Genomic DNA, 23,780 nt, shown 5'->3' with positions numbered 1-23,780 from the left:
ACGGCGCATGAAACTGAACCGTGATTGTCTCACTGGTCCCTGTACGGCCTCCGCGGCCGGTTCGGGGGTCGCTCGTAGGGTGGCACCGGCGGTGCGCCGGGGGAACCGCTCTTCCGGCCACGTGCTTCGGGCCGCCGGGGCGGGCTCCCGCAGCGCTCCACGGCGATCCCGGCGAGGACCAAGCCGGCCGCGATGAACAGCCCGTCGGCCACGGCGATCCCCGTGCCGAGGCTCGTGAGGCCGGCCGCCAGCAGCCACCAGGCGCGGGTCCGCCGGTACTCGCGGGGCCGAGCGGGCCGGCCCGCGCGGAACCGCCGGATGAACCGTGGGTCGTCGCGCAGGAGTTGGTCCTCGAGGGCGACCAGTCGGTCGTGGTCGGACGGGGGCATGGCTCCTCCTTCCCGGAGCGCGTCACCGCGCCTGGAGCCGATCCGATCGAGAGGGGTACCGACAGTCGAACCCGGGCGGTCGTGCCCCCGCCATCGGTCCCCGCACCCATGTTTCCCGGACCGCGACACCCACAAGCCCGGAGGGCGGGACCTGCACGAACCCCTCGCACCAAGGGCCCGGGCGGCGGCCCCGGCGGGATGTACCCCACCGGAGACCGCCGCCCGGGCCGTTCGTACTTCAGGTGCTGCGGCCGTCGCTCACGCCGTTCCGGCCGGTCCGCTCTGGACCGTCTCGGCGGACTCCTCGGGGAGCCGCTCCGTCGCCGGGGGCGGCGTGGAGCCGCCCTTGCGGCGGGCGAAGAACGCCGCGACCGGCTCGGTGTAGCGGGCGGTCAGCGGGCCCACGACGACGAGGATCAGGACGTAGGCCGTGGCCAGCGGGCCCAGCGAGGGCTCGATGCCGGCGGTGACGGCGAGTCCGGCGATGACGATGGAGAACTCGCCGCGGGCGACCAGTGTGCCGCCGGCCCGCCAGCGGCCCTTGACGCCCACTTCGGCGCGCTTCGCCGCCCAGTAGCCGGTGGCGATCTTCGTGGCGGTCGTGACGACGGCCAGCGCCAGGGCCGGCAGCAGCACGGGCGGGATGCTCGCCGGGTCGGTGTGCAGTCCGAAGAAGACGAAGAACACGGCGGCGAACAGGTCCCGCAGGGGCGCCAGCAGATTGTGCGCGCCCTCGGCGACCTCACCGGACAGGGCGATGCCGACGAGGAAGGCGCCGACGGCCGCCGAGACCTGGAGCTGCTGGGCGATCCCGGCGACCAGCAGGGTCAGGCCGAGCACCACCAGGAGCAGCTTCTCCGGGTCGTCGCTGGAGACGAAGCGCGAGATGTGCCGTCCGTAGCGCACGGCCAGGACGAGGACGAGCCCGGCGACGCCGAGCGCGATGGCCAGCGTGAGGCTGCCCGCCGCGATCCCGGCCCCGGCCAGCAGGGCGGTGAGGATCGGCAGGTAGACGGCCATGGACAGGTCCTCGAGGACCAGGATGCTCAGGATGACCGGGGTCTCGCGGTTGCCGAGCCGGCCCAGGTCGCCGAGGACCTTGGCGATGACGCCCGACGACGAGATCCAGGTGACACCGGCCAGGACGACGGCGGCGACCGGCCCCCAGCCCAGCAGCAGCGCCATGGCGGCGCCGGGCAGGGCGTTCAGGGTGGCGTCGACGAGTCCCGCCGGGTACTGCGTCTTCAGGTTGGAGACGAGGTCGCTGGCCGTGTACTCCAGGCCGAGCATGAGCAGCAGCAGGATGACGCCGATCTCGGCGCCGATCGCCACGAACTCCTCGCTGGTGCCGAGGGGGAGCAGCCCGCCCTCGCCGAAGGCGAGACCGGCGAGCAGGTAGAGGGGGATCGGCGAGAACTGCAGGCGTCCGGCCAGCCGGCCGAGCAGGCCCAGGCCGAGGATGATCGCACCGAACTCGATGAGGAAGATGGCGGAGGAGTGCATCGAATCACTCCCGCCCGAGTATCGCGGCGGCCGCCTCCACGCCCTCGCGGGTGCCGATGACGATCAGGATGTCTCCCCCGGCCAGCCGGAAGTCCGGCGTCGGCGAGGGGATCGCCTGGGCGCGCCGCAGGACGGCGACGAGGGAGGCACCGGTCTCGGTCCGCATCTTCGTGTCGCCGAGGACGCGTCCGTTCCAGTACGAGGTGGAGGACAGCTCGACGCGCTCGGCCACCAGACCCAGATCGGTCGTGGACAGCAGGTTCGGGCTGTGGTGGGAGGGGGCCAGCGCGTCGATCAGCGAGGCGGTCTCCGCTTCGTTCAGGTGCAGCGACTGGGCGCACGCGTCCGGGTCGTCGGCCCGGTAGACGTTCACCGTCCGGGTGCCGTCCCGGTGGGCGATCACCGACAGATGCCGGTGCTCCCGTGTGGTGAGGTCGTACTGGACACCGATCCCCGGCAAGGGCGTGGTGCTCATCCGCGGAGCAGGCACAACCCCTCCCCTCCATGTTCGTTCGCGACTGTGGTGCCGGCACGGCTCGTCGGCCCGGTGGCCCACCGTGCGGTGTTCATCGTGCCAGGTGCGCGCGAGCTGGGGATATGGGTGTCAGCACGGATGGACGCGGGGCGGCGCGGGCGGTGAGAATCGGTGCGGGGCAGTGGGCCCTTTCACAGGCCGGGCCCCCGCCGGGGGGCGTCCGGCGGCCACGGGAGACAGTGGAGGTGAGCGGCAGCGGGAAGGGCGGCGATCATGACGTTGTACTGGCGGATCTTCCTCCTGAACGCGGCGGTCCTCCTCGCCGCGGTGCTGCTGCTCCTGGGACCGGTCACCGTGTCCACGCCCGTGCTGTTCGGGGAGGCGCTGGTCCTGCTCACCGGGCTCGTGGTGATGCTGGTCGCCAACGCGGCGCTGCTGCGGTTCGGGCTCGCCCCGCTGGCCCGGCTGACCCGGGCGATGGCCACCGCCGATCTGCTGCGCCCCGGCAGCCGTCCGAACGTCACCGGGCCCGGTGAGATGGCCGAGCTGACCAAGACGTTCAACGCGATGCTCGCCCGTCTGGAGGCGGAGCGGGCCACCAGCACCGGCCGGGTCCTGTCGGCGCAGGAGGCCGAGCGGCACCGTCTCGCGCAGGAGCTCCACGACGAGGTCGGCCAGACCCTCACGGCGGTCCTGCTCCAGCTCAAGCACGCCGCCGACCGGGCGCCCGAGACGGTCCGCGCCGATCTGCGCCAGGCGCAGGAGACCACCCGCGCGGGCCTGGAGGAGATCCGGCGGATCGCCCGCCGGCTGCGCCCCGGCGTCCTGGAGGAGCTGGGGCTGCACAGCGCCCTGCGCGCCCTGACGAACGAGTTCACGACGTCTCGGCTGAGCGCGACGACGCATATCGCGCCCGGCGTCCCCGCCCTCGATCCGGCGACCGAGCTGGTCCTGTACCGGGTCGCCCAGGAGGGGCTCACCAACACCGCGCGGCACGCCGGTGCCACCCGGGTCGAGGTGCGGCTGCGGCCCGAGGCCGACGGCCGGGTCACCCTGCTGGTCACCGACGACGGGCGGGGCATCGGGTCGGCGCCGGAGGGCGCGGGGATCAGCGGGATGCGGGAGCGCGCCCTGCTGGTGGGCGCCGACCTCTTCGTCGGCCCCGGCCCGCGGGGCGGCACCGAGATCCGTCTGTGCGTCGACGGCAGTCCGTCCGGCCCCGGCCCCCAGGAGAACGCACGATGACCGCTCCCGCCCGCATCCTGCTCGCCGACGACCACGCCCTGGTGCGTCGCGGAGTGCGGCTCATCCTGGACGCCGAACCCGATCTGACGGTGGTGGCCGAGGCCGCCGACGGCGCGGAGGCCATCGAGCGGGCCCGGGAGCTGGGCGACGGCGTCGACCTGGCCATCCTCGACATCGCCATGCCCCGGCAGACCGGCCTCCAGGCGGCGCGCGAGCTGTCCCGGGTCCAGCCGGGCCTGCGCACGCTGATGCTGACGATGTACGACAACGAGCAGTACTTCTTCGAGGCGCTGAAGGCGGGTGCCTCCGGCTATGTCCCGAAGTCCGTCGCCGACCGTGATCTGGTCGAGGCGTGCCGCGCGGCGCTGCGGGACGAGCCGTTCATCTATCCGGGTGCCGAGTCGGCCCTCATCCGCACTTATCTGGACCGCATCCGCTCGGGTGACCGGCTGCCGGCCCGCCCGATCACGGAGCGGGAGGAGGAGATCCTCAAGCTCGTCGCCGAGGGGCACTCCTCCAAGGAGATCGCGCGGCTTCTGGTGATCAGCGTCAAGACGGTGGAGCGGCACCGCGCCAATCTGCTGCAGAAGCTGGGGCTGCGCGACCGGCTGGAGCTGACGCGCTACGCCATCCGCGTAGGACTCATCGAACCGTAGGGGATGTCCCGCCGTGTACTCCGCCCCGCTCGGGGTACGCCCCTTTGCACTGATGAAGTCCAGGCAGGACGGACCATGCCCCCCGAACAGGATTCCCCCCTCCCCTCCTACGCCGTCGGACGCGAGACCGTCGAGGCCGTGGAGGGCCTGGTGACGTTGTGGTTCTCGGCGGTCGCGGATGTGAATCCGCGGCTGTCGCCGCGTCAGGTCCGGGCCCTGAGAGCCGTACGGCGCCGGCCCGAGCTGAATGTGACCGCGCTGGCCGGGCATCTGCGCATCGGCCTGCCCACCGCGAGCCGGCTCTGCGACCGGCTGGAGGCGGCGGGGCTGCTGAGGCGCTGTGTGCAGCCGGACAACCGGCGTGAGGTGCGGCTGGAGACCACGGCCCAGGGCGACCGCTTCCTGGCGGAGCTCACCCGGCTGCTGTCGGTGCGGCTCACGGCCGCGTTCGAGGGCGTCGCGGTCCATCAGCGGGTGGGCCTCGAAGGGGTGCTGCGCGCCCTCGACCACGGCCCTCTGGACCCCGAGTAGCCGCCGTGGGGCTCAGACGGGCTGCTCGTCGCCGTGCACGTGGCACAGCAGCAGGCAGACGTCGTCGTCGTGCTCGGAGTCGTGCAGCAGCGGGTGCAGCAGCCGGTCGGCGGACCCTTCGAGGTCCTGGTCGAGTTCGTCCGCGCGGAAGGTGGCCAGGGCGTCGGTGAGCCGCCCGATGCCGGGGTCGATGCCCTGGGCCCGGCGCTCCACCAGCCCGTCGGTGTAGAGGGCGAGCGTGGAGCCGGGGGGTACGGGCGCGGTGTGGTCGGCGATCCGCTGCTGCAGGGGGATGCCGAGCATCGCGCCCGGCTTGGCGTCCAGGGTGATCACCTCGCCGTCGGGGGTGCGCAGCACCGGTGGCGGGTGGCCGGCGGCGGCCCAGGTGAGGGTGTCGTCGTGCGGGTGGAAGCGGGCGATGACGGCGGTGGCGTACAGGTCCATGCGCAGCCGGTGCAGGAACTCGTGGAGCCGGGTGAGGAGTTGGCCGGGGCTGCTGCCGTCGACGGCGTAGGCGCGCAGGGCGGTGCGCAGTTGGCTCATCATCACCGCGGCGTGCAGCCCGTGCCCGGTGACGTCGCCGACGACGGTGATGAGGCTGCCGTCGGGCTGGCGGAAGGCGTCGTACCAGTCGCCGCCGATGTTCAGGCCGCGGGTGGCGGGGAGGTAGCGGGCCGCGAGGGTCAGTCCGGGGGTCCGGGGCAGCTCGGTGAGCAGGGCGCGCTGCAGGGTCTCGGCGATGTCCCGGTTGTGCTCGAACCGCCGGGCGTTCTCCAGGGCGATGCTGGCGCGGCGGGTCAGCTCGACGAGCATGACGGCGTCGTCGGCGTCCCAGCCCTCGTCCGGGGACGTGAGGGTGAGGACGCCCTGCGGGGTCCGGCGGGTCGGCAGGGGGATGCAGAGCAGGGGCCGGCCGGGGTCGAGAGCGGACGGCGGATGGTCGTCGACGCCGGGCAGGCCGCCGGGGTGGTCGGCCGCGTACTGGGGGCGCTCGCGGCGGGCGGCGACGACCGCGGCGGCGGGGTGGGAGGCGCCGCGGTCGGGGCTGCTGCTCTCCGTGCCGTCGAAGAGCCAGATGTCGACGGCACGGGCGTAGCGCGGGACCAGCAGGGCGGGCAGCAGCCGCACGATGGCCTCGTGGTTCAGGGAGGCGGTCAGGGCGGCGCTGGCGTCGGCGAGGAAGGTCAGCCGGCCGCGGGCCGCCTCGGCTTCCCTGCGGGCCTTCTGCTCGGCGTCGAAGAGGCGGCGCTGGGCCTGGTTGGCGGCGTCGAGTTCGGCGTGCAGGGCGAGGACGCCCTGGTTGGTCTGGTGCAGTTCCTCCCGGTGGAAGGCGACGAGGGCCTCCTGCTCGTCGAGCCGTTCCAGCAGCAGGGCGGCGTCCTCGTCGGCGCCGAACAGGGCCTCGGCCAGCGAGGCGGGGTCGTCGGCGCCGTGGTCGCCGTCGGAGAGGTCGACGTCCTCGGCGCAGGAGATCGCCATGCGCCAGGGGCCGGGGCGGTCCTGGGAGCCGCGGCCGACCGGTTCGACCTCGAGGACGAACTCGCCGCCGCCGGGAATCGGAGTCGCGGTCACGCCGACCCGCCAGGTGCCGCCTTTGGTGAGGCACTGCCGCAGATGCGCGGTGAACGCCGTGACCAGACGGGTGCGTTCGACCGTGCTGACCCCGCAGGTGGCCGCCAGCCGGGCCGCGGCGATACGGGCCCGCGCGGCCTGGGTGACGGTGCGGACAGACCAGGTTCGGATCATGAGGAGCGGTCCGGGGGGCTGGGGCTGAGGACGGCGACGGCGGTGTCGTCGCGGACCGGGCGGGCGGAACTGCTGGCGTCCCGCATGATCGAGGCGGCGACGACGGCGGGGTCGAGCAGGGGCGGTCCGCCGGTGGCGGCGCCGGGGCTCCAGCGGCTGGGCAGCCCGTCGGAGTGCAGGACGAGGAGGCTGTCGGGGGTCCAGTCCTCCCGATGCTGGTGCAGATGTGTCGGAAGGTGGGCGCCGACGATGCCGGGGCGCGAGACCAGTCCGTGCCAGGTGTCGCCGCGACGCAGCCGGGCCCCCGCGTTTCCCACCCCGGCAAAATACAACTGACCGGCACTGACGTCGAGTTGGGCCACGGCGACGGCCGCGCCCCGGGTCTCGCGCAGCGCGGTGTGCATCCGCCGCAGCAGCTCGTCCGGGGGCAGATGAGCCGCCTGGTGCAGGGCGTGTGTGGCCGCCGAGGAGGCGCGGGCGGCCTGGGGGCCGTGCCCGAGCCCGTCGGCGAGCATCAGCGTGACGCGGTCGGCGGTGCGTACACAGGTCCAGGCGTCGCCGGAGAACTCGCCGCCGGCCAGCGGGACGTTGACCCCGCCGGCCCGCACCGGGACCCGCGGCGGGTAGGGACCGGTGCCGGGCCGGTCGGTCCGGGGCCCGATCCTGGCCATCGCGACGGTCCCCTTGCCGGGCACGCTGTGCAGGCCGAAGCCGTCGGAGGTACGCCGGCAGGTGCCGAGGCCGGCGCCGAGGGAGTCCCTGGTGGAGAAGCCGTCCATCAGCGCCGTCTCGACGTCGGCGATGCCGGGGCCGTGGTCGACGGCGACGATCTGCACCAGCCGGAGGAGGTCGTCGCCGTAGGACGGCGCGGCCGGGACGACGAGGTCGAGCAGGACCCGTCCGCCGCCCGCGTGCTTGAGGAGGTTCGTCGCCAGCTCGGTGGCCACGAGTTCCGCGGCGGCGACCCGCTCCTCGGGCAGCAGGGCGCGCCCGGCCGCGTCCCGGGCCGCGACACGGACGTCGCGGACCCGGGTCGAGTCGTGCACCGGGACCTCCCAGACGCGCGGCATCAGGGTGCCTCTCGCTGCCGGGGCGGACCGGCGACCCAGGACGTCACGGTGACGGTGGTGCCCTGGCCGCGGGCGCTGTCGACGGAGAACTCGTGGACCAGGCGCCGGGCGCCGGGCAGGCCCATGCCCAGTCCCTCGCCGGAGGTGTAGCCGTCGGAGAGGGCCTGGTCGAGGTCGGCGATGCCGGGGCCGTCGTCGCTGAAGACGAGGCGCAGGCCGCGTACGCCGCCGGCGGTCACCTGCGTGCACTCCATCCGGCCGCCGCCGCCGTGGACGAGGGCGTTGCGCGCCAGCTCGCTGGCCGCGGTGACCAGCTTGGTCTGCTCGACCAGGCTGAACCCGAGCTCGGCGGTCATCTGCCGCACATGCTGCCGGGCCCGGACCAGGTCCAGGTCCGAGGTCAGCGGCAGACGGGCGGAGACGCTTCCGGTGCTGTGGGTCACGGCCGCTCCCGGCGGGCGCCGACGGCCCGGGGCAGGTGCGCGACCTGGGCGCCGAGCAGGTTCATGGCCTCCTCGGTGCTCAGCGCGGTGCGCAGCCCCGGCAGGGTCAGGCCGAGTTCCACCAGGGTGATGGCGACGGCCGGGCGCATCCCGGCGACGACGGTCTGCGCGGCGAGCAGCTGGGTCATGGCGGCGATGTCGCTGAGCACCCGGCCCATGAAGGAGTCGACGATCTCGACGCCCGACAGGTCGATGACGACACCGGTGACCGCGTCGTCGGAGACGGTGCGGCCGATGTCCTGCCGCAGCCGTTCCGCCGTGCTGTCGTAGAGGTCGCCCTGCAGGGTGACGAGCAGGATCCCGCCGAGGCGCAGCACGGGCACATAGCCGTCGGGCGGTGTGGCGGCCCCGGTCACCGCGGCTCCACGACGGGGCCGGCGGAGGGCACGATGTGCGCGCCCTGCTGCTGGAGGGCGTAGGCCAGGGCGTCCGCGAGGCTGGCGCGGGTCTGGATCGAGCTGAGGTCGATGCCGAGGTGGACGATGGTCTGCGCGATGGCCGGCCGGATGCCGGAGACGATGCACTCGGCGCCCATCAGCCGGGCCGCCGCGACGGTCTTCATCAGGTGCTGGGCCACGAGCGAGTCGACGGTCGGCACCCCGGTGATGTCCAGGATCGCGATCCGCGCGTGCTGTTCGACGATGGCGTCCAGCAGGGTCTCCATGACGACCTGGCTGCGGGCGCTGTCCAGCGTGCCGATGAGCGGGACGGCGACGATGCCCTCCCAGAGTTTGATCACGGGGGTGGCGATCTCCAGCATCTCCAGCCGCTGCCGGTTGATGAGGTCCTGTCCGGCGACGGTGGTCGTCTCCAGCATGACCAGCCGCAGGGTGCCCATCAGCACCGCGAGGACGGTGGTGCACTCGCGGACGTGGTCGGCGGGCGCGCCGGACAGCTCGTCGAGCAGCAACTCGGTGACGGGCGGGCGCAGCGCCTCCATCTCCGCCGAGATCTGGCCCATGGTGGCGCCGGCCCGGGCGCGGGCCTGCGCGGTGCGCGCGAGCTGCTCGCGGACCACGGCGAAGCCGTCGGCCTCCAGGTCCTCGATCCGTCCGGACGCGGCCACCGCGGCCAGGGCCTCCACGACGGAGCGGCCCGCCTCGACCGCCTCGTCGCGGGAGACGGTGAACACGGTGCGGAACACCGCGGCGTCGGCCCAGCGCTGGGCGATCTGCTCGCGCCGCTCCCGCAGGAAGGCGGCCACCTCCTGCTTGGGATCGGTCCTGTCCTTGGCCGTGTGCTGTTCCGGCACGAAGTTCCCTCCTCGTTGGTTGTGCGCTGCCCCGACCCTACGGGGAAGCCTGGCCGCCGGTCAGGCCACCTCGGGCGGCCCGAACCAGTCGAGACACACCACGAGCGCGTCGTCGGCGGGTTCGGTGGCGCCCCGGTGGCCGGACAGCTCCCGCAGGACGGCCCGGGGGACCTCGGCGGCGGGCAGCAGGCTGGTGGAGACGATGGCGCGGGCCAGGGAGCGCTCCCCGTACTCCTCGCCGCCGGGCGCGCAGACGGCGTACACCCCGTCGCTGACGAAGAGGAGCCGGTCGCCGGGGGCGAGGTCGACCTCGTGGGCGACGTAGTCGGTCTCCTCGAACATGCCGAGCGGAAGCTGGGCCTCGAGGTCGACGGGGGTGACGGTGCGGCCGCGCAGCCGCAGCATCCGCGGGGACCCGGCGTCGACGACGCTGAGCCGCCCGGTGCGCAGCTCCAGGTCGACGAGGAGCACGGAGATGTACGACTCGCCGCGGTACTGGGCGAAGACGGCCTGGTCGGCGAGGGCGGCCTGGTCCTCGATGGAGAGCCCGGCGCGGCGCGCGTTGCGCAGGGCGTTGATGCCGAGGTTGGTCAGCAGGGACGCCTCGATGCCCTCGCCCATGCCGTTGGTGACGTAGACCATCAGGCGTTCGGCGTCGGCGGACCAGTCGAAGTTGTCGCCGTGGATCGCGTAGGCGGGCTCCAGCTGGGCACCGACGGCGTACTCGGGGCCGGCGCAGGAGCGTCCGGGCAGGAGCTGCCACTGCATCTCGGCGGCGAGGGTGAGCCGGTCGGCGCGACGGGCCCGCATATAGAGGTCGGTGTCCCGGTCGGCGACGACGATCTCGTGCCCGAGCACCTGCGCGATATCGGCGAGCTCGTCCAGGGCGCCGTCGGCGCCGTCGGCGGAGGGCATGGTCACGATGAGGACGCCGAGCCGGTCGCCGCGCACGGTCACCGGCAGGTGCAGCCGCACCCGGCCGCCGGTGAGGTCCTCGGTGTACGGCTCCTGGGAGCCGAAGGCCCGTCCGGCGGTGCTGCCGCGGGCCGGGACGGACTCGGCCCGGCCGTCGGTCGCGTGGACCTCCTGGAGCTGGACGAGGGCGTAGTCGGCCAGGTACAGCTCGACGGACGTCGCCTCGTACTCGGCGCACAGCACGTCCCGCACCGCCTCCACGAGCCGGTGCGGTGCCGCGGAGCGCAGCGCCCTCTCGGCTGCCACGAATCTGTTCACGATGTCGGATCGGCCATCCTCGTCACGGTGACGGCGCCCGGCCCCCACGTCACCGCGGGAACCGCCGTCGGTCCCTCTTGTCCGTATCTATCGTTCTGCACGTATTGCCCGGAACAGCGGGCTGACAGCATCCGCCAAGCCTGAAAGAGTGGGGCCGTGACTTCCTCCTACGCCCATCCGCGGCCGGACGAGGTGGCACACATGACCTCCGAGGCCGCCGAGTTGCTGGAGGTCCTGTGGGGCCGAGCCTCGACCGCCCCGGTGTCCGCCTCCCAGATCCGCGTGCTGTTCATCCTGGAGCACAGCGACGGCATCAATCTCCGGATGCTCGCGGAGGCGCTGGGCTCCACCCCGCCGTCGACGAGCCGGCTGTGCGACCGGCTGCAGGCGGTGGGCTTCGTCGAGCGTGAGACCAGCGCCGCCAGCCGCAGGGAGCTGCGGCTGCATCTGAGCCGGCGCGGCCGGACGTTCCTGGCGGAGCTGCGCGCGCGGCGCGAGGCCGCCCTGCAGTCCGTCCTGGAGCAGATGCCCGTGGCCAAGCGGGACGCGCTGCTGGAGGGCCTGGAGGCCTTCTGCCGCGCGGCGTCGGCGGAGATCCACGAGAGCGACGAGGAGCCGGACGCCCGAAGCGCCTGACACCCGTCGCCGCGCGGTCACGGGACCGGGACGGGACGCGGTCCGCGCCACCGGACGGCGGCACGGACCGTCGTTGCTGAACGGCACGCTCCCCACCCCTCCCGCGCTATGACTCGCTCACTCTGTTGCCTCATGGCCATAGTTGTCAAACGGCAACTATTGTGCCTGCGGGGGCAGGAGACGCCCTGCCGGGCCGTCCCGGTGGAAACCGATGGGAAGCGGCGCTCAGTCCTCGTCCGGGGGCTCGGGGGCGGCCGGGCCGCCGGAGTCCGCCACGGCCAGCGCCTCCTCGACGCTCTCCACGATGGGCACGGTGATGCTGACCCCGGTGAGATCCATGATCCGCCGGACCGCGGGCGTCGGCGAGATCACGTACACACCGCCGGGGATCTCCCGCACCTCCTGGTAGGCCCGCAGCACGATGTTCATGCCGGACGAGTCCATGAAGGGCACACCGGCGATGTCGAGCAGGAAGTGGCGGCGGCCGTGATGGAGCTGGTTGGCCAGGTGGTGCTGCAGCTCGGTGGCCGTGTCCATGTCCAGGTCGCCCTCGACCGTCAGCAGCACGGCGTCCTCCCTGGGCACTTCCACCTTGATCGACAAGGGATTCTGGGCAATGGACACAAGTACCTCCCACAGGCGTTGGCGATCGGGACGGGTTCCCCGAACGGCCGGTTCGATGCATCGCGGAACATGTCGTCCGGCACCGGCCCGGGCCGGTCGTCGGCGGTCCGGGGTCGGCGCCCCTCGACCCGGCCGTGGCTCACGGCCCCGACCGTGCGTCGACGCGTTCCGCTCGGCCGTCTACCCCCGGATCCTCCCCGTACACGGACCGGATCCCAGACACTTCCCCGCAGGTCACCCGTCCGGACGGCCGTACGGACACACGCGCGGGGAAACGGTTTGATCCCCTTCCGTCTGGTCACGCGAAAAGGGAGGGAACGTCACAGATCGTGGAGGAGGGAGGAAAGCGGGTCCGCCCCCGTCCGCCCGGGACGCCCGGTGACCGGCCCGTCTTCCCGCCCTCCGGTCAGGGAGCTGCAGCATGAGTCAGGAACAGGGGGTCCACACCCCCACCGGCCCGGCCGGCGACCCCACGCGCCACGGACCGCTCAACCCCGCCGAGGCGCGGGGAGCGGTACGGCGCGCTCTCGCCGAGTGCCCGACCGGCCAAGGTGCCCCGTACACGCCCGACTCGCTGTCGGACGCGCTGCTCGTCGCCTCGGAGCTGACGACCAACGCGATGCTGCACGGCGGCGGCATCACCGACTTCGACGTCGAGGTCGTCGGCGAGAACCTCCATCTGTCCGTGTGCGACCGGGAGCGCCGGCGGCCGGTGACGCTGGAGTCCGTCGACCGCCGCGGCCGGCACCGCTGCGGAGGGCGCGGCTGGCCGATCGTGTGCCGGCTGGCCTGCGAGGTCGAGGTGGCCGACCTGCCCACCGGCGGCAAGCGGGTCACCGCGGTGATCCCCCTCCTCGGGCCGCACCAGGAGGGCGCCTGACCCCGGACACACGGGTGGGCCGCCGGCCTCGCGGCCACGGCCCACCCGCGACGCCTCGGCGCCGCGCTTTCCTGCGACTTCCCTGTCCCGGGGTCAGGCGACCCCGGGCTCCAGCAGTCCGACCCGCAGCTGCTTGATGATGCGGCTGATGAGCCGCGAGACATGCATCTGCGAGACACCGATCTGCTCGGCGATCTGCGACTGGGTCAGCTCCTCCACGAACCGCAGGTGGATGATCTTCCGTTCCCGGTCGTCCAGTCCCGCGATCAGCGGGGCGAGCGAGTGGAAGTCCTCCACCAGCTCCAGCGACGGGTCCTCCTCGCCGAGGAGGTCCGCCAGCACCGACTCGCCGCTCTCCGCGTCACCGGAGACGGCGGCGTCCAGCGAGGCCGACTGGTAGCAGTTGGAGGCCTTGCGGGCCTCGATGACCTCTTCCTCCGACAGCGACATCAGCTCGGACAGCTCACGGGTGGTCGGCGTCCGGCCGAGCCGGGAGCTGAGCTCCTCGGTGGCCTTGGCCAGCTCCACACGCGCCTCCTGCAGCCGGCGCGGCACATGCACGGCCCAGCTGGTGTCACGGAAGAAACGCTTGATCTCACCGACGATGTACGGCACGGCGAAGGTCGTGAACTCGACCTCGCGAGAGATCTCGAACCGGTCGATCGCCTTGATCAGCCCGATCGTGCCGACCTGGACGATGTCCTCCAGCGAGTCCCCGCGGGCACGGAAGCGCGATGCCGCGTACCGCACGAGGGACAGGTTCATCTCGATCAGGGTGTTGCGTACGTACTGGTATTCGTGCGTGCCCTCTTCCAGCACATCCAGTCGGTCGAAGAACTGACGCGACAGCTCGCGTGCGTCCTGGGGCTTCACCCGCGACGGGTCCTCGATCAGCGGCAGCGCCGCCTCCGTCGCTTCCTTCTCCTGTGCCGTGGCCGTTGCCTGCGCCACCGTCACGGCTGCCATGTGCCGCCCTCCCGATGCCAGAACCTGTTGTCGTACCCCCGGATGCCCCCGATCCCGCGGGTCAATCCCGAGGAAACCGAGAATCTCGAGGAACTTCTCGAACGCGGTGACTTCTCGCCGGAAACCACGTCCGGATGCATCCACCATAAGCCGCGTCCGCTCCCAGGGACCCCGCCGGGCCCCGCCCATCCGGCCCGCGGACTTCTTTCCCCTTCTTCTGCGTGCGCGCTGTTTGCACCACAGGACCCGGGGCATGCGGGATTTCGTGCTTCGGACCAGAGGCGCGGCGGTGCGAACGACGTGAGCCGCTGCGGGGCCAGCGTGCCCCGTGCACCGTTTCCACACGCACATCCCTGAGAAAGCCGTTCAGGAGCTGTCTTCATGCTGGTTGAAACGTCCGCACATGGTTCCGACCTCCCTGCCCGCCCCCGTGTCTCCGGTGGGCGCGTCCACGACGACGCCCCCGACACGGCGAGCAACTTCGTCCGGCTGGCCGAGCTGCCGCACGGGCCCGAGCGGGACGCGCTCCGCGACGAACTGACCCGGGCCTGGCTGCCCATGGCCCACCGGATCGCCGGCCGCTTCCGCAATCGCGGGGAGTCGCTGGAGGACCTGCGCCAGGTCGCCGCGCTCGGCCTGGTCAAGGCGATCGACCGGTACGAGCCCGGGCGGGGCGCCTTCGAGAGCTACGCCGTGCCCACCATCACCGGTGAGATCAAGCGGCACTTCCGCGACCGGATGTGGGCGCTGCGGGTGCCGCGCCGCGTCCAGGAGCTGCGCAACAAGGTGCGGATCGCGCGCCGTGAACTGACCGAGTCCGGCTCGGGGGCGACCGCGTCCGTCGCGGACATCGCCGCCCACACCGGGCTCACTGAGGACGAGGTGAACGCCGGCCTGGAGGCCCTGGAGAGCTACAGCACGCTCTCCCTGGACGCCGAGATGTCCGCGAGCGAGGACGGCTTCAGCCTCGCCGACACGATCGGCGGAGTCGAGGAGGCGTACGACGTGGTCATCGACCGGGAGGCGGCGAAGGAGGGACTGCGGCGGCTGCCCGAGCGGGAGCGGACGATCCTCTACATGCGCTTCTTCGAGGACATGACGCAGAGCCGCATAGCCGACCAGCTCGGTATCTCCCAGATGCATGTCTCACGGTTGATCAGCCGGTGCTGCGCGAAGGTCCGGGCCGAGGTGCTCGACCAGGACGCCCGCCCGCAGCGCCGCGGCGGAGGCCGCTCCGGCTGAGACCGCCGGCCCCTCCCCCGTACGACGACTCCACCCGTGCGACGACTTCATCCGAGGAGCGGACACCGATGCTGATGCCCCACCCGACGCTGTTGCGCCGGCTCGTCGACGAGTACGAGGCGCTCATGACGCGGACGGCCCCCGGGGAGCGCCCGGACCGGCACGACCCGCGGGTCCAGGACCTGGCGTACACGCTGTGCGTCTCGACCGGGACGCGCGAGGTGGGACAGGCACTGGAGACGGCGCGGCACATGCTGGCCGCGTCTCTGGACGAGCCCGCGGCACACCGCGCGGCGGCCGCCGCCGTATAGACGGGCCGGCGGCACGGAGGTGAACGGTCATGACGGAAGGGAGCGATGTGGGCACCGACGGAATCTGGTCCTACCGGCCCGGCAGCGGGCACCGGGAGGGGCTGGACCTCACCGGGTTCAGAGTCGAGGCGACCGACGGGATCATCGGGCATGTGGACCGGCAGGCCGACGACACCCCTCAGCGCCATCTGATCGTCGACACGGGCGCCTGGGTGTTCGGCCGGAGCCTGGTGATCCCCGCGGGCACGGTGACCGGGGTGGACGAGCGGGAGCGGACCGTCACGGTCGCGTGCACCCGCGCGGAGGCCAAGGAGGCCCCCCGGTTCGAGACGGACCGCGAGACCCGTGATCCGCGGTACCTCGCAGCCGTCGGTGCCCACCACGCGCGGCTGTCCCATGCGTCGCAGGCTTCGGGGTAGCCGGGTGGTCATGCACGGGAACGGGACGAAGGGCACGGGACGAGAGTGTCCGAGGGATGGTGGCATGACGACAGCCGCACAGCACCGGGTGCGCGCCTGCCGGGCCTCGCGGGCCGGGGCGCGCACCGCGGGCGGACGCTCGTGAGGCCGGCGGAGGACCGGCGGGCCGGGGACGGAGGCGTGCTGCGGTTCCGGCCCGCCGAGGTCAGCAGCGCATCGGCGGCACGCGGCTTCGTGAAGTCGGTCGTCGAGGAGCACGCGCGCACCTCCCCCGTGGACGAGCGCGCGGTGATGGACCTGATGCTGGTGGTGTCCGAGCTGGTCACCAACGCGATCCGGCACGGCGACGGCCTCGCCGGGTTCGAGGTGGCCGTGGAGCGCGATGGACTGCGGCTGCGCGTGCACGACTACAGCGACACCGTTCCGGCCGCCGCCTTCGGTCCGGGCACGCTGCCGCAGACCCACGAGGGCAGCGGGTACGGCTGGCCGCTGATCATCCGCCTGACGCGGGAGATCCGGATCGACCGCCGCCGTGAGGGAGGCAAGACGGTCAGCGTCCTGGCGCCGCTGACATGAAGGCCCGTCCCGCGGCCGGGCGGCCCTTCCGCAGGACGGTCACACGTCATGGTTCACCAGGGCAGGAAGGCGTGGACGTCCTTTCCTTCCTCGCGCACCACCACGCTGACCTGGTCGCACAGCGTGTGGATGAGATACCAGCCGATGCCTCCGCCCTTGCCCGTCCCGGGGTGGAAGGGGCGCGGCGCCGGCGGGGTGGTGCTGGTGTCGCCGAGCGTCACATGGACGCCGTCGAACGCCTTGCGCATGGTCAGCTCTATGGGACCCGGCGCGTACTGGATGGCGTTCGAGACCAGCTCGCTGACCACCAGCAGGATGTCGTCCCGGTACTCCGGGGTCGCCGGGGGCGAGGCCCTCGCGAGTCGGTTCAGATACTCCTCCGCGCCCAGACGCGCACGCGTCACATCGCCGAACCCCCCGTCGAAGCGGGCCCCCCACTCCTGTGTCTGTTCCATAGACGGCTTCTTGCCGCCGTCCTGTGATTCGGTCGCCATCACACCTTCTTCGGCCCCGTCCGCCGTTCGGCCGCGGTGACTTGTCCTTGCTGCTTACTCCGCTGCTGGTTCCCAGCGAGAGCGCGGCTACGCGTCCCGAACCGGGTGCAGCCTGCCAGGTTCCCCTTCGACGGGGAACCCACACGGGACACCGAGTGCCATCACCGGGCAACTCGGACCCGGGGCCTGCCTCCCGGTCCCCTGCGGTGTGTGCGTGATCACAGGCGCGGGGACGCCACGGCCGTCCCTCCCGGTCGCCGTCCGTGCGGTCCTCCGATGGGACGTCCCGGCGGCTGACCTATCTTGGCGCCATGCAGGCATACACGATCGGTCAGGCGGCGCGGCTGCTGGGTGTCAGTCCGGACACCGCCCGGCGCTGGGCGGACGCGGGCAGGGTGGCCACCCATCGCGACGAGAGCGGCAGGCGCCTCATCGACGGCAGGGATCTCGCCGCCTTCTCCGTGGAGCTCGCCCGCAGCGGCGCGGGCGAGGAGGCGCCCTCGTCCACCTCCGTGCGCAACGCCTTCCCCGGCATCGTCACCGCGATCAAGCTCGGGGACGTGGCGGCCCAGGTGGAGATCCAGGCCGGACCGCACCGGCTGGTGTCGCTGCTGACCCGGGAGGCCGTGGAGGAGCTGGGTCTCGAGGTCGGCATGGAGGCCACCGCCCGGGTCAAGTCGACGAATGTCCATATCGACCGCACATGAGTCGGGCAGCCCTGCCGTAGAAACGCACATGCCAGGGCAGTGGCTCCAACAAACGGCTCATGCGAATCAACCAGAGTCTTTTCCCTTGCATCTGCGGCATTATGATCGGTGTACGCGTTCGTTCGCGACCGAGGGAGTGCCTCCGTGCCCAGCCGTTCTTCGCGCCGGATCCGGCGTGCCCTGTCGTCGGGTGCCGTGGGGGCCGCCGCGCTGCTGGTCCTGAGCGCCTGCTCGTCCTCCGGGCCGTCGCCCGCCTCGGGAGCGGGCGGTGTGTCGGGTGAGGTGACCGTGTTCGCCGCGGCCTCCCTCAAGGAGAGCTTCGAGGAACTGGGCGAGCGCTTCGAGCGCGAGCACCCGGGCGCCCATGTCACCTTCAGCTTCGGCGGCAGCGACGCGCTGGCCGCGAGCATCACCGGCGGCGCGCCCGCCGATGTCTTCGCCTCGGCCAGCCCGAAGACGATGAAGATCGTCACGGACGCCGGGGACGCCTCCGGCACTCCCGTCACCTTCGTGCGCAACCGGCTGGAGATCGCCACCCTCCCCGGCAACCCCGACCGGATCGGGTCCCTCGAGGACCTCACCCGCAAGGGCCTCAAGGTCGTCCTGTGCGACGTCTCGGTGCCGTGCGGGGCCGCCGCGGAGAAGGCCCTCGACGCGAGCGGGCTCGAGCTCACCCCCGTCTCCTACGAGGAGGACGTCAAGTCCGCGCTCAACAAGGTCGTCCTGAAGGAGGCCGACGCGGCCGTCGTCTACAGGACCGATGTGCGGGCCGCGGGTGACAAGGTGGAGGGCGTGGAGTTCCCCGAGTCGGCCGACGCCGTCAACGACTACCCGATCACCGTGCTCGAACGGTCGGAGAACGCCGAGGCCGCCGAGGCGTTCCTCGCGCTCGTGCGCTCCCCCGTGGGCCGAAAAGTCCTGACCGGGGCCGGGTTCCTCGCGCCGTGAAAGCCCAGGATTCCCCGGCCGTTCCCCGGCGCCGCCGTCTGGGCCGGGGTGCACCGCTGCCGCTGCTCGTGCCCGCGCTGATCGGGGTCGCGTTCCTCGTGCTGCCGCTGGTCGCCCTTCTCGTACGGGCTCCCTGGCGGAGCATGCCCGATCTGCTGACCAGCACCGAGGTGTGGCAGGCGCTGCGGCTGTCCCTGGTCTGCGCGACGGCGGCGACCGTAGTGAGCCTGGTCGTCGGCGTGCCGCTGGCCTGGCTGCTGGCCAGGGTCGAGTTCCCCGGCCGGCGGCTGGTCCGGGCGCTGGTCACCCTGCCGCTCGTCCTGCCGCCCGTGGTCGGCGGTGTGGCGCTGCTGATGGCGCTCGGCCGCAACGGCGTGGTGGGCCGGCTGCTGGACGACTGGTTCGGTGTGACCCTGCCGTTCACCACGGCGGGCGTGGTGGTCGCGGAGGCGTTCGTGGCGATGCCGTTCCTCGTCATCAGCGTCGAGGGCACCCTGCGCGCCGCCGACCCGCGCTACGAGGAGGCCGCGGCCACCCTGGGCGCCTCCCGCTTCACCGCGTTCCGCCGGGTCACGCTGCCGCTCGTCGCGCCCGGGATCGCGGCCGGCGCCGTCCTCGCCTGGGCGCGGGCGCTCGGTGAGTTCGGGGCGACCATCACGTTCGCCGGCAACTTCCCCGGCCGGACCCAGACCATGCCGCTCGCCGTGTATCTGGCCCTCCAGAACGACCCCGAGGCGGCGATCGCCCTCAGCCTGGTCCTGCTCGCCGTGTCCGTCGCGGTGCTCGCGGGCCTGCGTGACCGCTGGATGACCGCCTCATGACCGCGACGGCCCACACCAGCGTGCCCGCTCGCGACGGCGAGGGGCTGGACGCCCGTCTGGTCGTGGAGCGGGACGCGTTCCGTCTCGACGTGACGCTGCGCGCGGCGCCCGGTGACGTGGTCGCGCTCCTCGGACCGAACGGCGCCGGCAAGACGACCGCCCTGCGCGCGCTGGCCGGCCTTGTCCCGCTGTCCGCCGGGCATCTGCGGCTGGACGGCGCCGATCTCGACCGTACGCCGCCGGAGTCCCGCCCGGTCGGGGTCGTCTTCCAGGACTATCTGCTCTTTCCGCATCTGTCCGCGCTGGACAACGTGGCGTTCGGACCGCGCTGCCACAAGGTGCCCAAGGCCGCCGCCCGGGCGCAGGCAGCCGCGTGGCTGGAGCGCATGGGGCTCGCCGAGCACGCCGCGAGCAAACCGCGCCGGCTGTCCGGCGGGCAGGCCCAGCGGGTCGCCCTCGCCCGCGCCCTGGCGACCCACCCGCGGCTGCTGCTCCTCGACGAGCCGCTCGCCGCGCTCGACGCCCGGACCCGGCTCGACGTACGGGCGCGGCTGCGTCACCATCTGGCGGACTTCGAGGCGGTGGCCGTCCTCGTCACCCACGACCCGCTGGACGCGATGGTGCTGGCCGACCATCTCGTCGTGATCGAGGACGGGCGGGTCGTCCAGGAGGGCGGCCCGCCCGACATCGCGCGGCATCCGCGCAGCGACTACATCGCCCGGCTCGTCGGCCTCAACCTCTACCGGGGCGAGGCGCGCGGGCACACCGTCCAGGTCGACGGCGGCCCGCTGGTCACGACCACCGAGGAGCTGACCGGTCCTGTCTTCGTCGCGTTCCCGCCCGGCGCGGTGACCCTGCACCGGGAGCGTCCGACCGGTTCCAGCGCCCGCAATCTGTGGCGCTGCGAGGTGGCCGGTCTGGAGACGCACGGCGACCAGATCCGCGCGGCGCTGTCCGGTGAACTCCCGCTGGCCGCCGACCTGACGACGGTCGCCGCCGCCGAACTCGACCTGCGTCCCGGCGCCGCGGTGTGGGCGACGGTCAAGGCGACGCAGACCCACGCCTATCCCGCCTGAGGCCTGCCACCCGCCCGGGGGGACAATGAGCCTCCCCCGTACGGAAGCAGAGGACATGAGCGCCGAGGACATCCGCGTCGACCACGCACTCGTCGAGGCCGCGGGCCGCGTCGCCCGCGAGGCGTGCCGGGGCGACAACCACACCGTGGCGGCCGCCGCCCGCGCCCGGGACGGCCGGATCGTCACCGGCGTCAACGCCTACCACTTCACGGGCGGTCCGTGCGCCGAGCTCGTCGTCATCGGGGCGGCCGCCGCACAGGGCGCCTACGAGCTGGACACGATCGTCGCCGTCGGCGACCGCGACCGCGGTGTCATCCCACCCTGCGGGCGCTGCCGTCAGGTCCTGTTCGACTACTTCCCGTCCCTCGACGTCGTCGTCGGCTCCGAGGAGGGCCTGCGGACCGTTCCCGTAAGGGAGTTGTTGCCCGCGACCTACGTCTGGGCGGACCACCAGCTCGACGCCGGCTAGGGCGGCGCGCGGCGACGGCGCTCTGCGATGCTGGACGCGTGGTCGAGCCGTCAGCCGTCTCCCCGGACGCCCCCTCCCGTATCCGCAGCCCGCTGCTCACCCAGCGCTGGCTCGATCTCGCCTTCCTGCACTGGGCGGTCGACCCGGCGGCCGTGTCCGGGCTGCTGCCGCGCGGCACCGTCCCCGACACCTACGACGGGGCGACCTACGTCGGTCTGGTCGCGTTCCGGATGCACCGGGTCGGCTGGCTGCGGCTGCCCGGGGTGCCGTATCTGGGGACGTTCCCCGAGACCAATGTGCGGCTGTACTCGGTCGACGCGCACGGGCGGCGCGGGGTGGTGTTCCGCTCCATGGACGCCGCCCGGCTGATCCCGGTGGTCATGGGACGCGTCGGCTTCAAGCTGCCGTACCTCTGGTCCCGGATGGCCGTGCGCCGGGCGGGCGACACGGTGACGTACACGAGCTCACGCAGATGGCCGGGGCCGCGTGGCGCGTACAGCCGGCTCACCGTGCGCGTCGGGGAGCGGATCGCGGAGCCGACGGGTCTTGAGCACTTCCTCACCGCCCGCTGGGGCATGCACAACGCCTTCTTCGGCGAGGCCGGGCCCTCGGCGTATCTGCCGAACGACCATCCGCGCTGGCCGCTGCACCGCGCCGAGGCGGTCGTCCGCGAGGAGAACCTGATCACGGCGGCCGGGCTGCCCGCGCCCGAGGGCGATCCGGTCAGCGTGCTGTACTCCCCCGGTGTGCCGGTGCGGCTGGGGCGTCCGGCGCGCCCGGCGGGCCTTCCCACACCCTGACCGGGACGGCGGCAGCACGAAGGGCCCGGACCGGTGTACCCGGTCCGGGCCCTTCGCCGTCACAATCACCGTGTCAGGTGTGGCGCGTCACTCCCTCAACGGGCGTACCGCCTGGTGCGCATGAGCACCACGAACCCGGCGATCAGCAGAATGGCTCCGCCCGCGGCCGGCCACAGCGAGGTGCCGGTCTCGGCGAGGTCGCCGCCGACCGCCTGGGCCCGCGCACCGCCCGTCAGGGAGTCGGTGTCGCTGGTCGGGGGCTGGGTCTGCGCGGGGGTGCCGATGGCGTCCGCCTCGTCGCCGCCCTCGTCGTTCCCGGCGTCCGGCTCACCGCTGGACTTGGGCGCCACCGTGCTGGACACGGTGGGCTCGTCGTCCTGCGGCTGCCCGGCACCGGCGCCGCCGTTCCCGCCGTCGTCGTTCTTGCCGCCGTCGTCGTTCTTGCCGCCGTCGTCGTTCTGACCGCCGCCGTTGTCCTGGCCACCGTTGTCCTGGCCGCCGTCACCCTTGCCACCGTCGCCGCCGTTGTCGGCCGGCGGGGTGGTGGGCGCCTCGGTGGCGGGCTCCTCCGTGGCGGGCGGCTGCGTCTCGTCGTCACCGTTGCCGCCGCCGTCGCCGTTGCCGCCGCCGTCGCCGCCGTTGTCGGCGGGCGGGGTGGTGGGTGCCTCGGTCGGCTCCTCCTGGCCCGGGTCGCCGCCGCCGTCACCGGCGCCGACGCCGCAGGTGCGGCCCTCGTTGATGCAGTCGACCATCTCGCTCATCAGCTTCTCGTCGAAGACGTTGATGAAGTCGCCGTGGTCGGTGACGGGCTTGTGCAGCTGCTCGGGGAAGGAGTCCACCGCGAACAGCGGGGTGGTCCTGCCGCCGTCCTGGAGGCTGGGCGCGTCGACGTCGTAGACGATCCGCTGCACGAGCTGCGGGATGGCCTTGAAGCCGTTGCCGCAGCTGCCGTCGGCCGCGGCGAACGCCACGTGGGCGCGGTGGTTGGCGCTGTCGATGTTCTGGCCGTCCCAGCAGCTCTGGAACTTGAACGAGCGCACCACGTCACTGCCCTGCGGGCACAGCGGGTACTTGTCCTTCAGCTGCCGGTCCTCGAAACCGGTGCAGCTCCAGGACGCGTTGGCGTTGGCCGGGCCGTTGACGAACGCCTTGGCGTCGCCGGTGATGATGCGCAGGAGACGCGGCATCTCGGTGACCTTGCTCTGCGGGTTGCCCACGAAGTTCAGCGTCACCTCCTTGGGCTGGACGATCTCGCCGGCGTTGCCCTCGATGCCACCGCCGGGCTTGTTCGCGTCCTGCTCCTGCTTGCCGTTCTGCAGACGCAGCACCGGCCAGTAGTACGTGGACTTGTCACTCTTGTCCACGCAGCTGGTGTCGGCGTTGGCCAGGTCCTCGTCGCTGGCGAAAGCGGTGTTGGACTGGTTGCCGATGTAGTCGTGGAAGTGGTGGGCGCCGTTGGAGACACCGGGGGCCACGATCACGTTGTCCGAGTTGAACAGCCCGTTCTCGTTCACACCGCAGCTGGTGGCGAAGGAGCCGCTGGAGCCGCCCTGGCGCACGGCCGGCTCGGAGACGTTGGGCTGGACGGACTTGATGTCGACGTAGTCGGCGGCGACGGGGCCGTTGCCGGCCTGACCGCCGTTGCCGTTCTGGCCGTTGTCGCCGTTCTGGCCGTCGCCGTTCTGCCCGTCGCCGCCCTGTCCGGCGTCGCCCTGGCCGTCACCGCTCTGCTGGCCGCCGTCGCTGGGCTGCTCGGCGGGCGCGCTGCTCTCCGGGGCGCGCAGGGTGCAGGCGGCGAGGGCGTCCAGGCCCTCGGGCCGGTCGCCCTGGCGGTCCACGGCGATGGCGATCCGCTCGATCGTCGCCGCGCGCTTCTCCTTCAGCGGCGTCATGATCGAGTTCTCTGCGAAGGCCTTGTCCTGCTCGATGGCCTGTCCGGCGTTCATCAGTCGCTGGTAGGCGTCGGCGATCTGCTGGTCGAGGAGGGCGAGTTCCTTGGCGACGTCCTCCTTCGCCCCCTCCGGCACATTGGTCAGCTTGGTGCCGACGTCGGGGCAGTCGATCGTGCCGGCCGGGGTGGACAGCGTCTGGGCGGAGTCCGTTCCGCCCTCCTCGGTGGCCGAGGCAACGACGTTGGCCGCGACGAGGCCGCCACCACCCAACATCAGCGCGACCGCTGCAAAGGTCGCGCGCCGTGCGCCCGTGGGG

The 23,780-nt window shown here is 72.7% G+C and carries 28 protein-coding genes; 15 read left to right on the top strand and 13 right to left on the bottom strand.

Translation table 11 applies throughout. The annotated features are described in order from the left end of the window. Window positions 1-29: 29 nt before the first annotated feature. From KBY32_RS35875 to KBY32_RS23245, 3 genes are all read right to left on the bottom strand, one after another. Entirely contained in the window at window positions 30-389 is a 360-nt protein-coding gene (locus KBY32_RS35875; protein WP_210981461.1) for a DUF3040 domain-containing protein, read from the bottom strand. Window positions 390-647: 258 nt separating this feature from the next. Next, a complete protein-coding gene (locus tag KBY32_RS23250; RefSeq protein ID WP_107096791.1) occupies window positions 648-1,892 on the bottom strand; it encodes a cation:proton antiporter in 1,245 nt (414 codons plus the stop codon). 4 nt (window positions 1,893-1,896) lie between these two features. After that, on the bottom strand, window positions 1,897-2,382 hold the full coding sequence (locus KBY32_RS23245; protein ID WP_210981460.1) for a cation:proton antiporter regulatory subunit: 486 nt from the start codon (window positions 2,380-2,382) through the stop codon (window positions 1,897-1,899). 258 nt (window positions 2,383-2,640) lie between these two features. Between KBY32_RS23245 and KBY32_RS23240 the strand changes: the two genes are divergently transcribed. From KBY32_RS23240 to KBY32_RS23230, 3 genes are all read left to right on the top strand, one after another. Continuing rightward, window positions 2,641-3,612 carry a HAMP domain-containing sensor histidine kinase gene (locus KBY32_RS23240; protein WP_210981459.1) on the top strand — a complete coding sequence of 324 codons (972 nt, stop codon included), beginning with the start codon at window positions 2,641-2,643 and terminating at the stop codon, window positions 3,610-3,612. Next, the gene (locus KBY32_RS23235; RefSeq protein WP_055623023.1) at window positions 3,609-4,268 is read left to right on the top strand and encodes a response regulator transcription factor; all 660 of its coding nucleotides are present in this window, start codon (window positions 3,609-3,611) and stop codon (window positions 4,266-4,268) included. The genes KBY32_RS23240 and KBY32_RS23235 overlap by 4 nt, the downstream gene beginning before the upstream one ends. A 75-nt stretch (window positions 4,269-4,343) precedes the next feature. Beyond that, window positions 4,344-4,799, top strand: a complete 456-nt coding sequence (locus KBY32_RS23230; RefSeq protein ID WP_210981458.1) for a MarR family winged helix-turn-helix transcriptional regulator — start codon at window positions 4,344-4,346, stop codon at window positions 4,797-4,799. Window positions 4,800-4,811: 12 nt separating this feature from the next. Here KBY32_RS23230 and KBY32_RS23225 read toward each other — a convergent pair whose 3' ends face one another. The 6 genes from KBY32_RS23225 to KBY32_RS23200 are packed head-to-tail and all read right to left on the bottom strand — an operon-like array spanning window position 4,812 to window position 10,603. Then, the gene (locus tag KBY32_RS23225; protein WP_210981457.1) at window positions 4,812-6,545 is read right to left on the bottom strand and encodes a PP2C family protein-serine/threonine phosphatase; all 1,734 of its coding nucleotides are present in this window, start codon (window positions 6,543-6,545) and stop codon (window positions 4,812-4,814) included. Next, on the bottom strand, window positions 6,542-7,615 hold the full coding sequence (locus tag KBY32_RS23220; protein WP_210981456.1) for an ATP-binding SpoIIE family protein phosphatase: 1,074 nt from the start codon (window positions 7,613-7,615) through the stop codon (window positions 6,542-6,544). Before KBY32_RS23220 ends, KBY32_RS23225 begins: the two co-directional genes overlap by 4 nt. After that, entirely contained in the window at window positions 7,615-8,058 is a 444-nt protein-coding gene (locus KBY32_RS23215) for an anti-sigma regulatory factor (protein ID WP_055623019.1), read from the bottom strand. The genes KBY32_RS23220 and KBY32_RS23215 overlap by 1 nt, the downstream gene beginning before the upstream one ends. Beyond that, the gene (locus KBY32_RS23210; protein WP_210981455.1) at window positions 8,055-8,474 is read right to left on the bottom strand and encodes an STAS domain-containing protein; all 420 of its coding nucleotides are present in this window, start codon (window positions 8,472-8,474) and stop codon (window positions 8,055-8,057) included. Before KBY32_RS23210 ends, KBY32_RS23215 begins: the two co-directional genes overlap by 4 nt. Beyond that, window positions 8,471-9,370, bottom strand: coding sequence for an STAS domain-containing protein (locus KBY32_RS23205; RefSeq protein ID WP_210981454.1), 900 nt, complete (start codon window positions 9,368-9,370; stop codon window positions 8,471-8,473). Before KBY32_RS23205 ends, KBY32_RS23210 begins: the two co-directional genes overlap by 4 nt. A 60-nt stretch (window positions 9,371-9,430) precedes the next feature. After that, window positions 9,431-10,603: a PP2C family protein-serine/threonine phosphatase gene (locus KBY32_RS23200; protein WP_210981453.1), complete on the bottom strand. Its 1,173-nt coding sequence runs from the start codon at window positions 10,601-10,603 to the stop codon at window positions 9,431-9,433. A 201-nt stretch (window positions 10,604-10,804) separates the two neighbouring features. On the opposite strand from KBY32_RS23200, the gene KBY32_RS23195 reads away from it, so the two are divergent. Continuing rightward, entirely contained in the window at window positions 10,805-11,239 is a 435-nt protein-coding gene (locus KBY32_RS23195) for a MarR family winged helix-turn-helix transcriptional regulator (protein ID WP_210981452.1), read from the top strand. Between the two features lie 225 nt (window positions 11,240-11,464). Here the strand turns inward: KBY32_RS23195 and KBY32_RS23190 are convergent, their stop codons facing one another. Next, the gene (locus tag KBY32_RS23190; protein WP_055623014.1) at window positions 11,465-11,863 is read right to left on the bottom strand and encodes an STAS domain-containing protein; all 399 of its coding nucleotides are present in this window, start codon (window positions 11,861-11,863) and stop codon (window positions 11,465-11,467) included. Window positions 11,864-12,284: 421 nt separating this feature from the next. Here KBY32_RS23190 and KBY32_RS23185 point away from each other — a divergent pair, with 421 nt between their 5' ends. Then, window positions 12,285-12,743 (top strand): ATP-binding protein, encoded by a 459-nt coding sequence (locus KBY32_RS23185; RefSeq protein ID WP_210981451.1) that lies wholly within the window; start codon window positions 12,285-12,287, stop codon window positions 12,741-12,743. Window positions 12,744-12,836: 93 nt separating this feature from the next. Here the strand turns inward: KBY32_RS23185 and KBY32_RS23180 are convergent, their stop codons facing one another. Continuing rightward, complete coding sequence (locus KBY32_RS23180) at window positions 12,837-13,709, bottom strand: RNA polymerase sigma factor SigF (RefSeq protein ID WP_079033716.1); 873 nt, start codon at window positions 13,707-13,709, stop codon at window positions 12,837-12,839. A gap of 381 nt (window positions 13,710-14,090) precedes the next feature. On the opposite strand from KBY32_RS23180, the gene KBY32_RS23175 reads away from it, so the two are divergent. The 4 genes from KBY32_RS23175 to KBY32_RS23160 all read left to right on the top strand — a co-directional run bounded on the left by KBY32_RS23175 (window position 14,091) and on the right by KBY32_RS23160 (window position 16,257). Then, a complete protein-coding gene (locus KBY32_RS23175) occupies window positions 14,091-14,951 on the top strand; it encodes a SigB/SigF/SigG family RNA polymerase sigma factor (RefSeq protein WP_055623012.1) in 861 nt (286 codons plus the stop codon). Between the two features lie 68 nt (window positions 14,952-15,019). Continuing rightward, window positions 15,020-15,262 (top strand): DUF5133 domain-containing protein, encoded by a 243-nt coding sequence (locus KBY32_RS23170; protein WP_210981450.1) that lies wholly within the window; start codon window positions 15,020-15,022, stop codon window positions 15,260-15,262. Between the two features lie 29 nt (window positions 15,263-15,291). Further along, window positions 15,292-15,681: a PRC-barrel domain containing protein gene (locus tag KBY32_RS23165; RefSeq protein ID WP_247689887.1), complete on the top strand. Its 390-nt coding sequence runs from the start codon at window positions 15,292-15,294 to the stop codon at window positions 15,679-15,681. Between the two features lie 141 nt (window positions 15,682-15,822). Beyond that, entirely contained in the window at window positions 15,823-16,257 is a 435-nt protein-coding gene (locus KBY32_RS23160) for an ATP-binding protein (RefSeq protein WP_308293778.1), read from the top strand. A gap of 53 nt (window positions 16,258-16,310) precedes the next feature. On the opposite strand, the gene KBY32_RS23155 is transcribed toward KBY32_RS23160, so the two are convergent. After that, window positions 16,311-16,751: an ATP-binding protein gene (locus tag KBY32_RS23155; protein WP_210981449.1), complete on the bottom strand. Its 441-nt coding sequence runs from the start codon at window positions 16,749-16,751 to the stop codon at window positions 16,311-16,313. 311 nt (window positions 16,752-17,062) lie between these two features. Between KBY32_RS23155 and KBY32_RS23150 the strand changes: the two genes are divergently transcribed. The 6 genes from KBY32_RS23150 to KBY32_RS23125 all read left to right on the top strand — a co-directional run bounded on the left by KBY32_RS23150 (window position 17,063) and on the right by KBY32_RS23125 (window position 21,572). Beyond that, window positions 17,063-17,458 carry a molybdopterin-binding protein gene (locus KBY32_RS23150; protein ID WP_115505446.1) on the top strand — a complete coding sequence of 132 codons (396 nt, stop codon included), beginning with the start codon at window positions 17,063-17,065 and terminating at the stop codon, window positions 17,456-17,458. A gap of 144 nt (window positions 17,459-17,602) precedes the next feature. Continuing rightward, complete coding sequence (gene modA, locus KBY32_RS23145) at window positions 17,603-18,406, top strand: molybdate ABC transporter substrate-binding protein (RefSeq protein ID WP_210981448.1); 804 nt, start codon at window positions 17,603-17,605, stop codon at window positions 18,404-18,406. Next, window positions 18,403-19,227 carry a molybdate ABC transporter permease subunit gene (gene modB / locus KBY32_RS23140; RefSeq protein WP_210981447.1) on the top strand — a complete coding sequence of 275 codons (825 nt, stop codon included), beginning with the start codon at window positions 18,403-18,405 and terminating at the stop codon, window positions 19,225-19,227. Before modA ends, modB begins: the two co-directional genes overlap by 4 nt. Further along, window positions 19,224-20,303: an ABC transporter ATP-binding protein gene (locus tag KBY32_RS23135; protein WP_210981446.1), complete on the top strand. Its 1,080-nt coding sequence runs from the start codon at window positions 19,224-19,226 to the stop codon at window positions 20,301-20,303. The genes modB and KBY32_RS23135 overlap by 4 nt, the downstream gene beginning before the upstream one ends. A gap of 55 nt (window positions 20,304-20,358) precedes the next feature. Continuing rightward, window positions 20,359-20,772: a cytidine deaminase gene (locus KBY32_RS23130; RefSeq protein ID WP_210981445.1), complete on the top strand. Its 414-nt coding sequence runs from the start codon at window positions 20,359-20,361 to the stop codon at window positions 20,770-20,772. Window positions 20,773-20,810: 38 nt separating this feature from the next. After that, entirely contained in the window at window positions 20,811-21,572 is a 762-nt protein-coding gene (locus KBY32_RS23125) for a YqjF family protein (protein WP_210981444.1), read from the top strand. 95 nt (window positions 21,573-21,667) lie between these two features. Here KBY32_RS23125 and KBY32_RS23120 read toward each other — a convergent pair whose 3' ends face one another. Continuing rightward, the gene (locus KBY32_RS23120; RefSeq protein ID WP_210981443.1) at window positions 21,668-23,737 is read right to left on the bottom strand and encodes a DUF1996 domain-containing protein; all 2,070 of its coding nucleotides are present in this window, start codon (window positions 23,735-23,737) and stop codon (window positions 21,668-21,670) included. Between the last annotated feature and the right edge of the window lie 43 nt (window positions 23,738-23,780).

It is taken from the genome of Streptomyces sp. RK62 (assembly GCF_018070255.1).
Taxonomy (GTDB): Bacteria; Actinomycetota; Actinomycetes; order Streptomycetales; family Streptomycetaceae; genus Streptomyces; species Streptomyces nigra.
The sequence above is the reverse complement of the archived record's forward strand: the minus strand, read 5'-3'. Positions and strand labels throughout refer to the sequence as shown.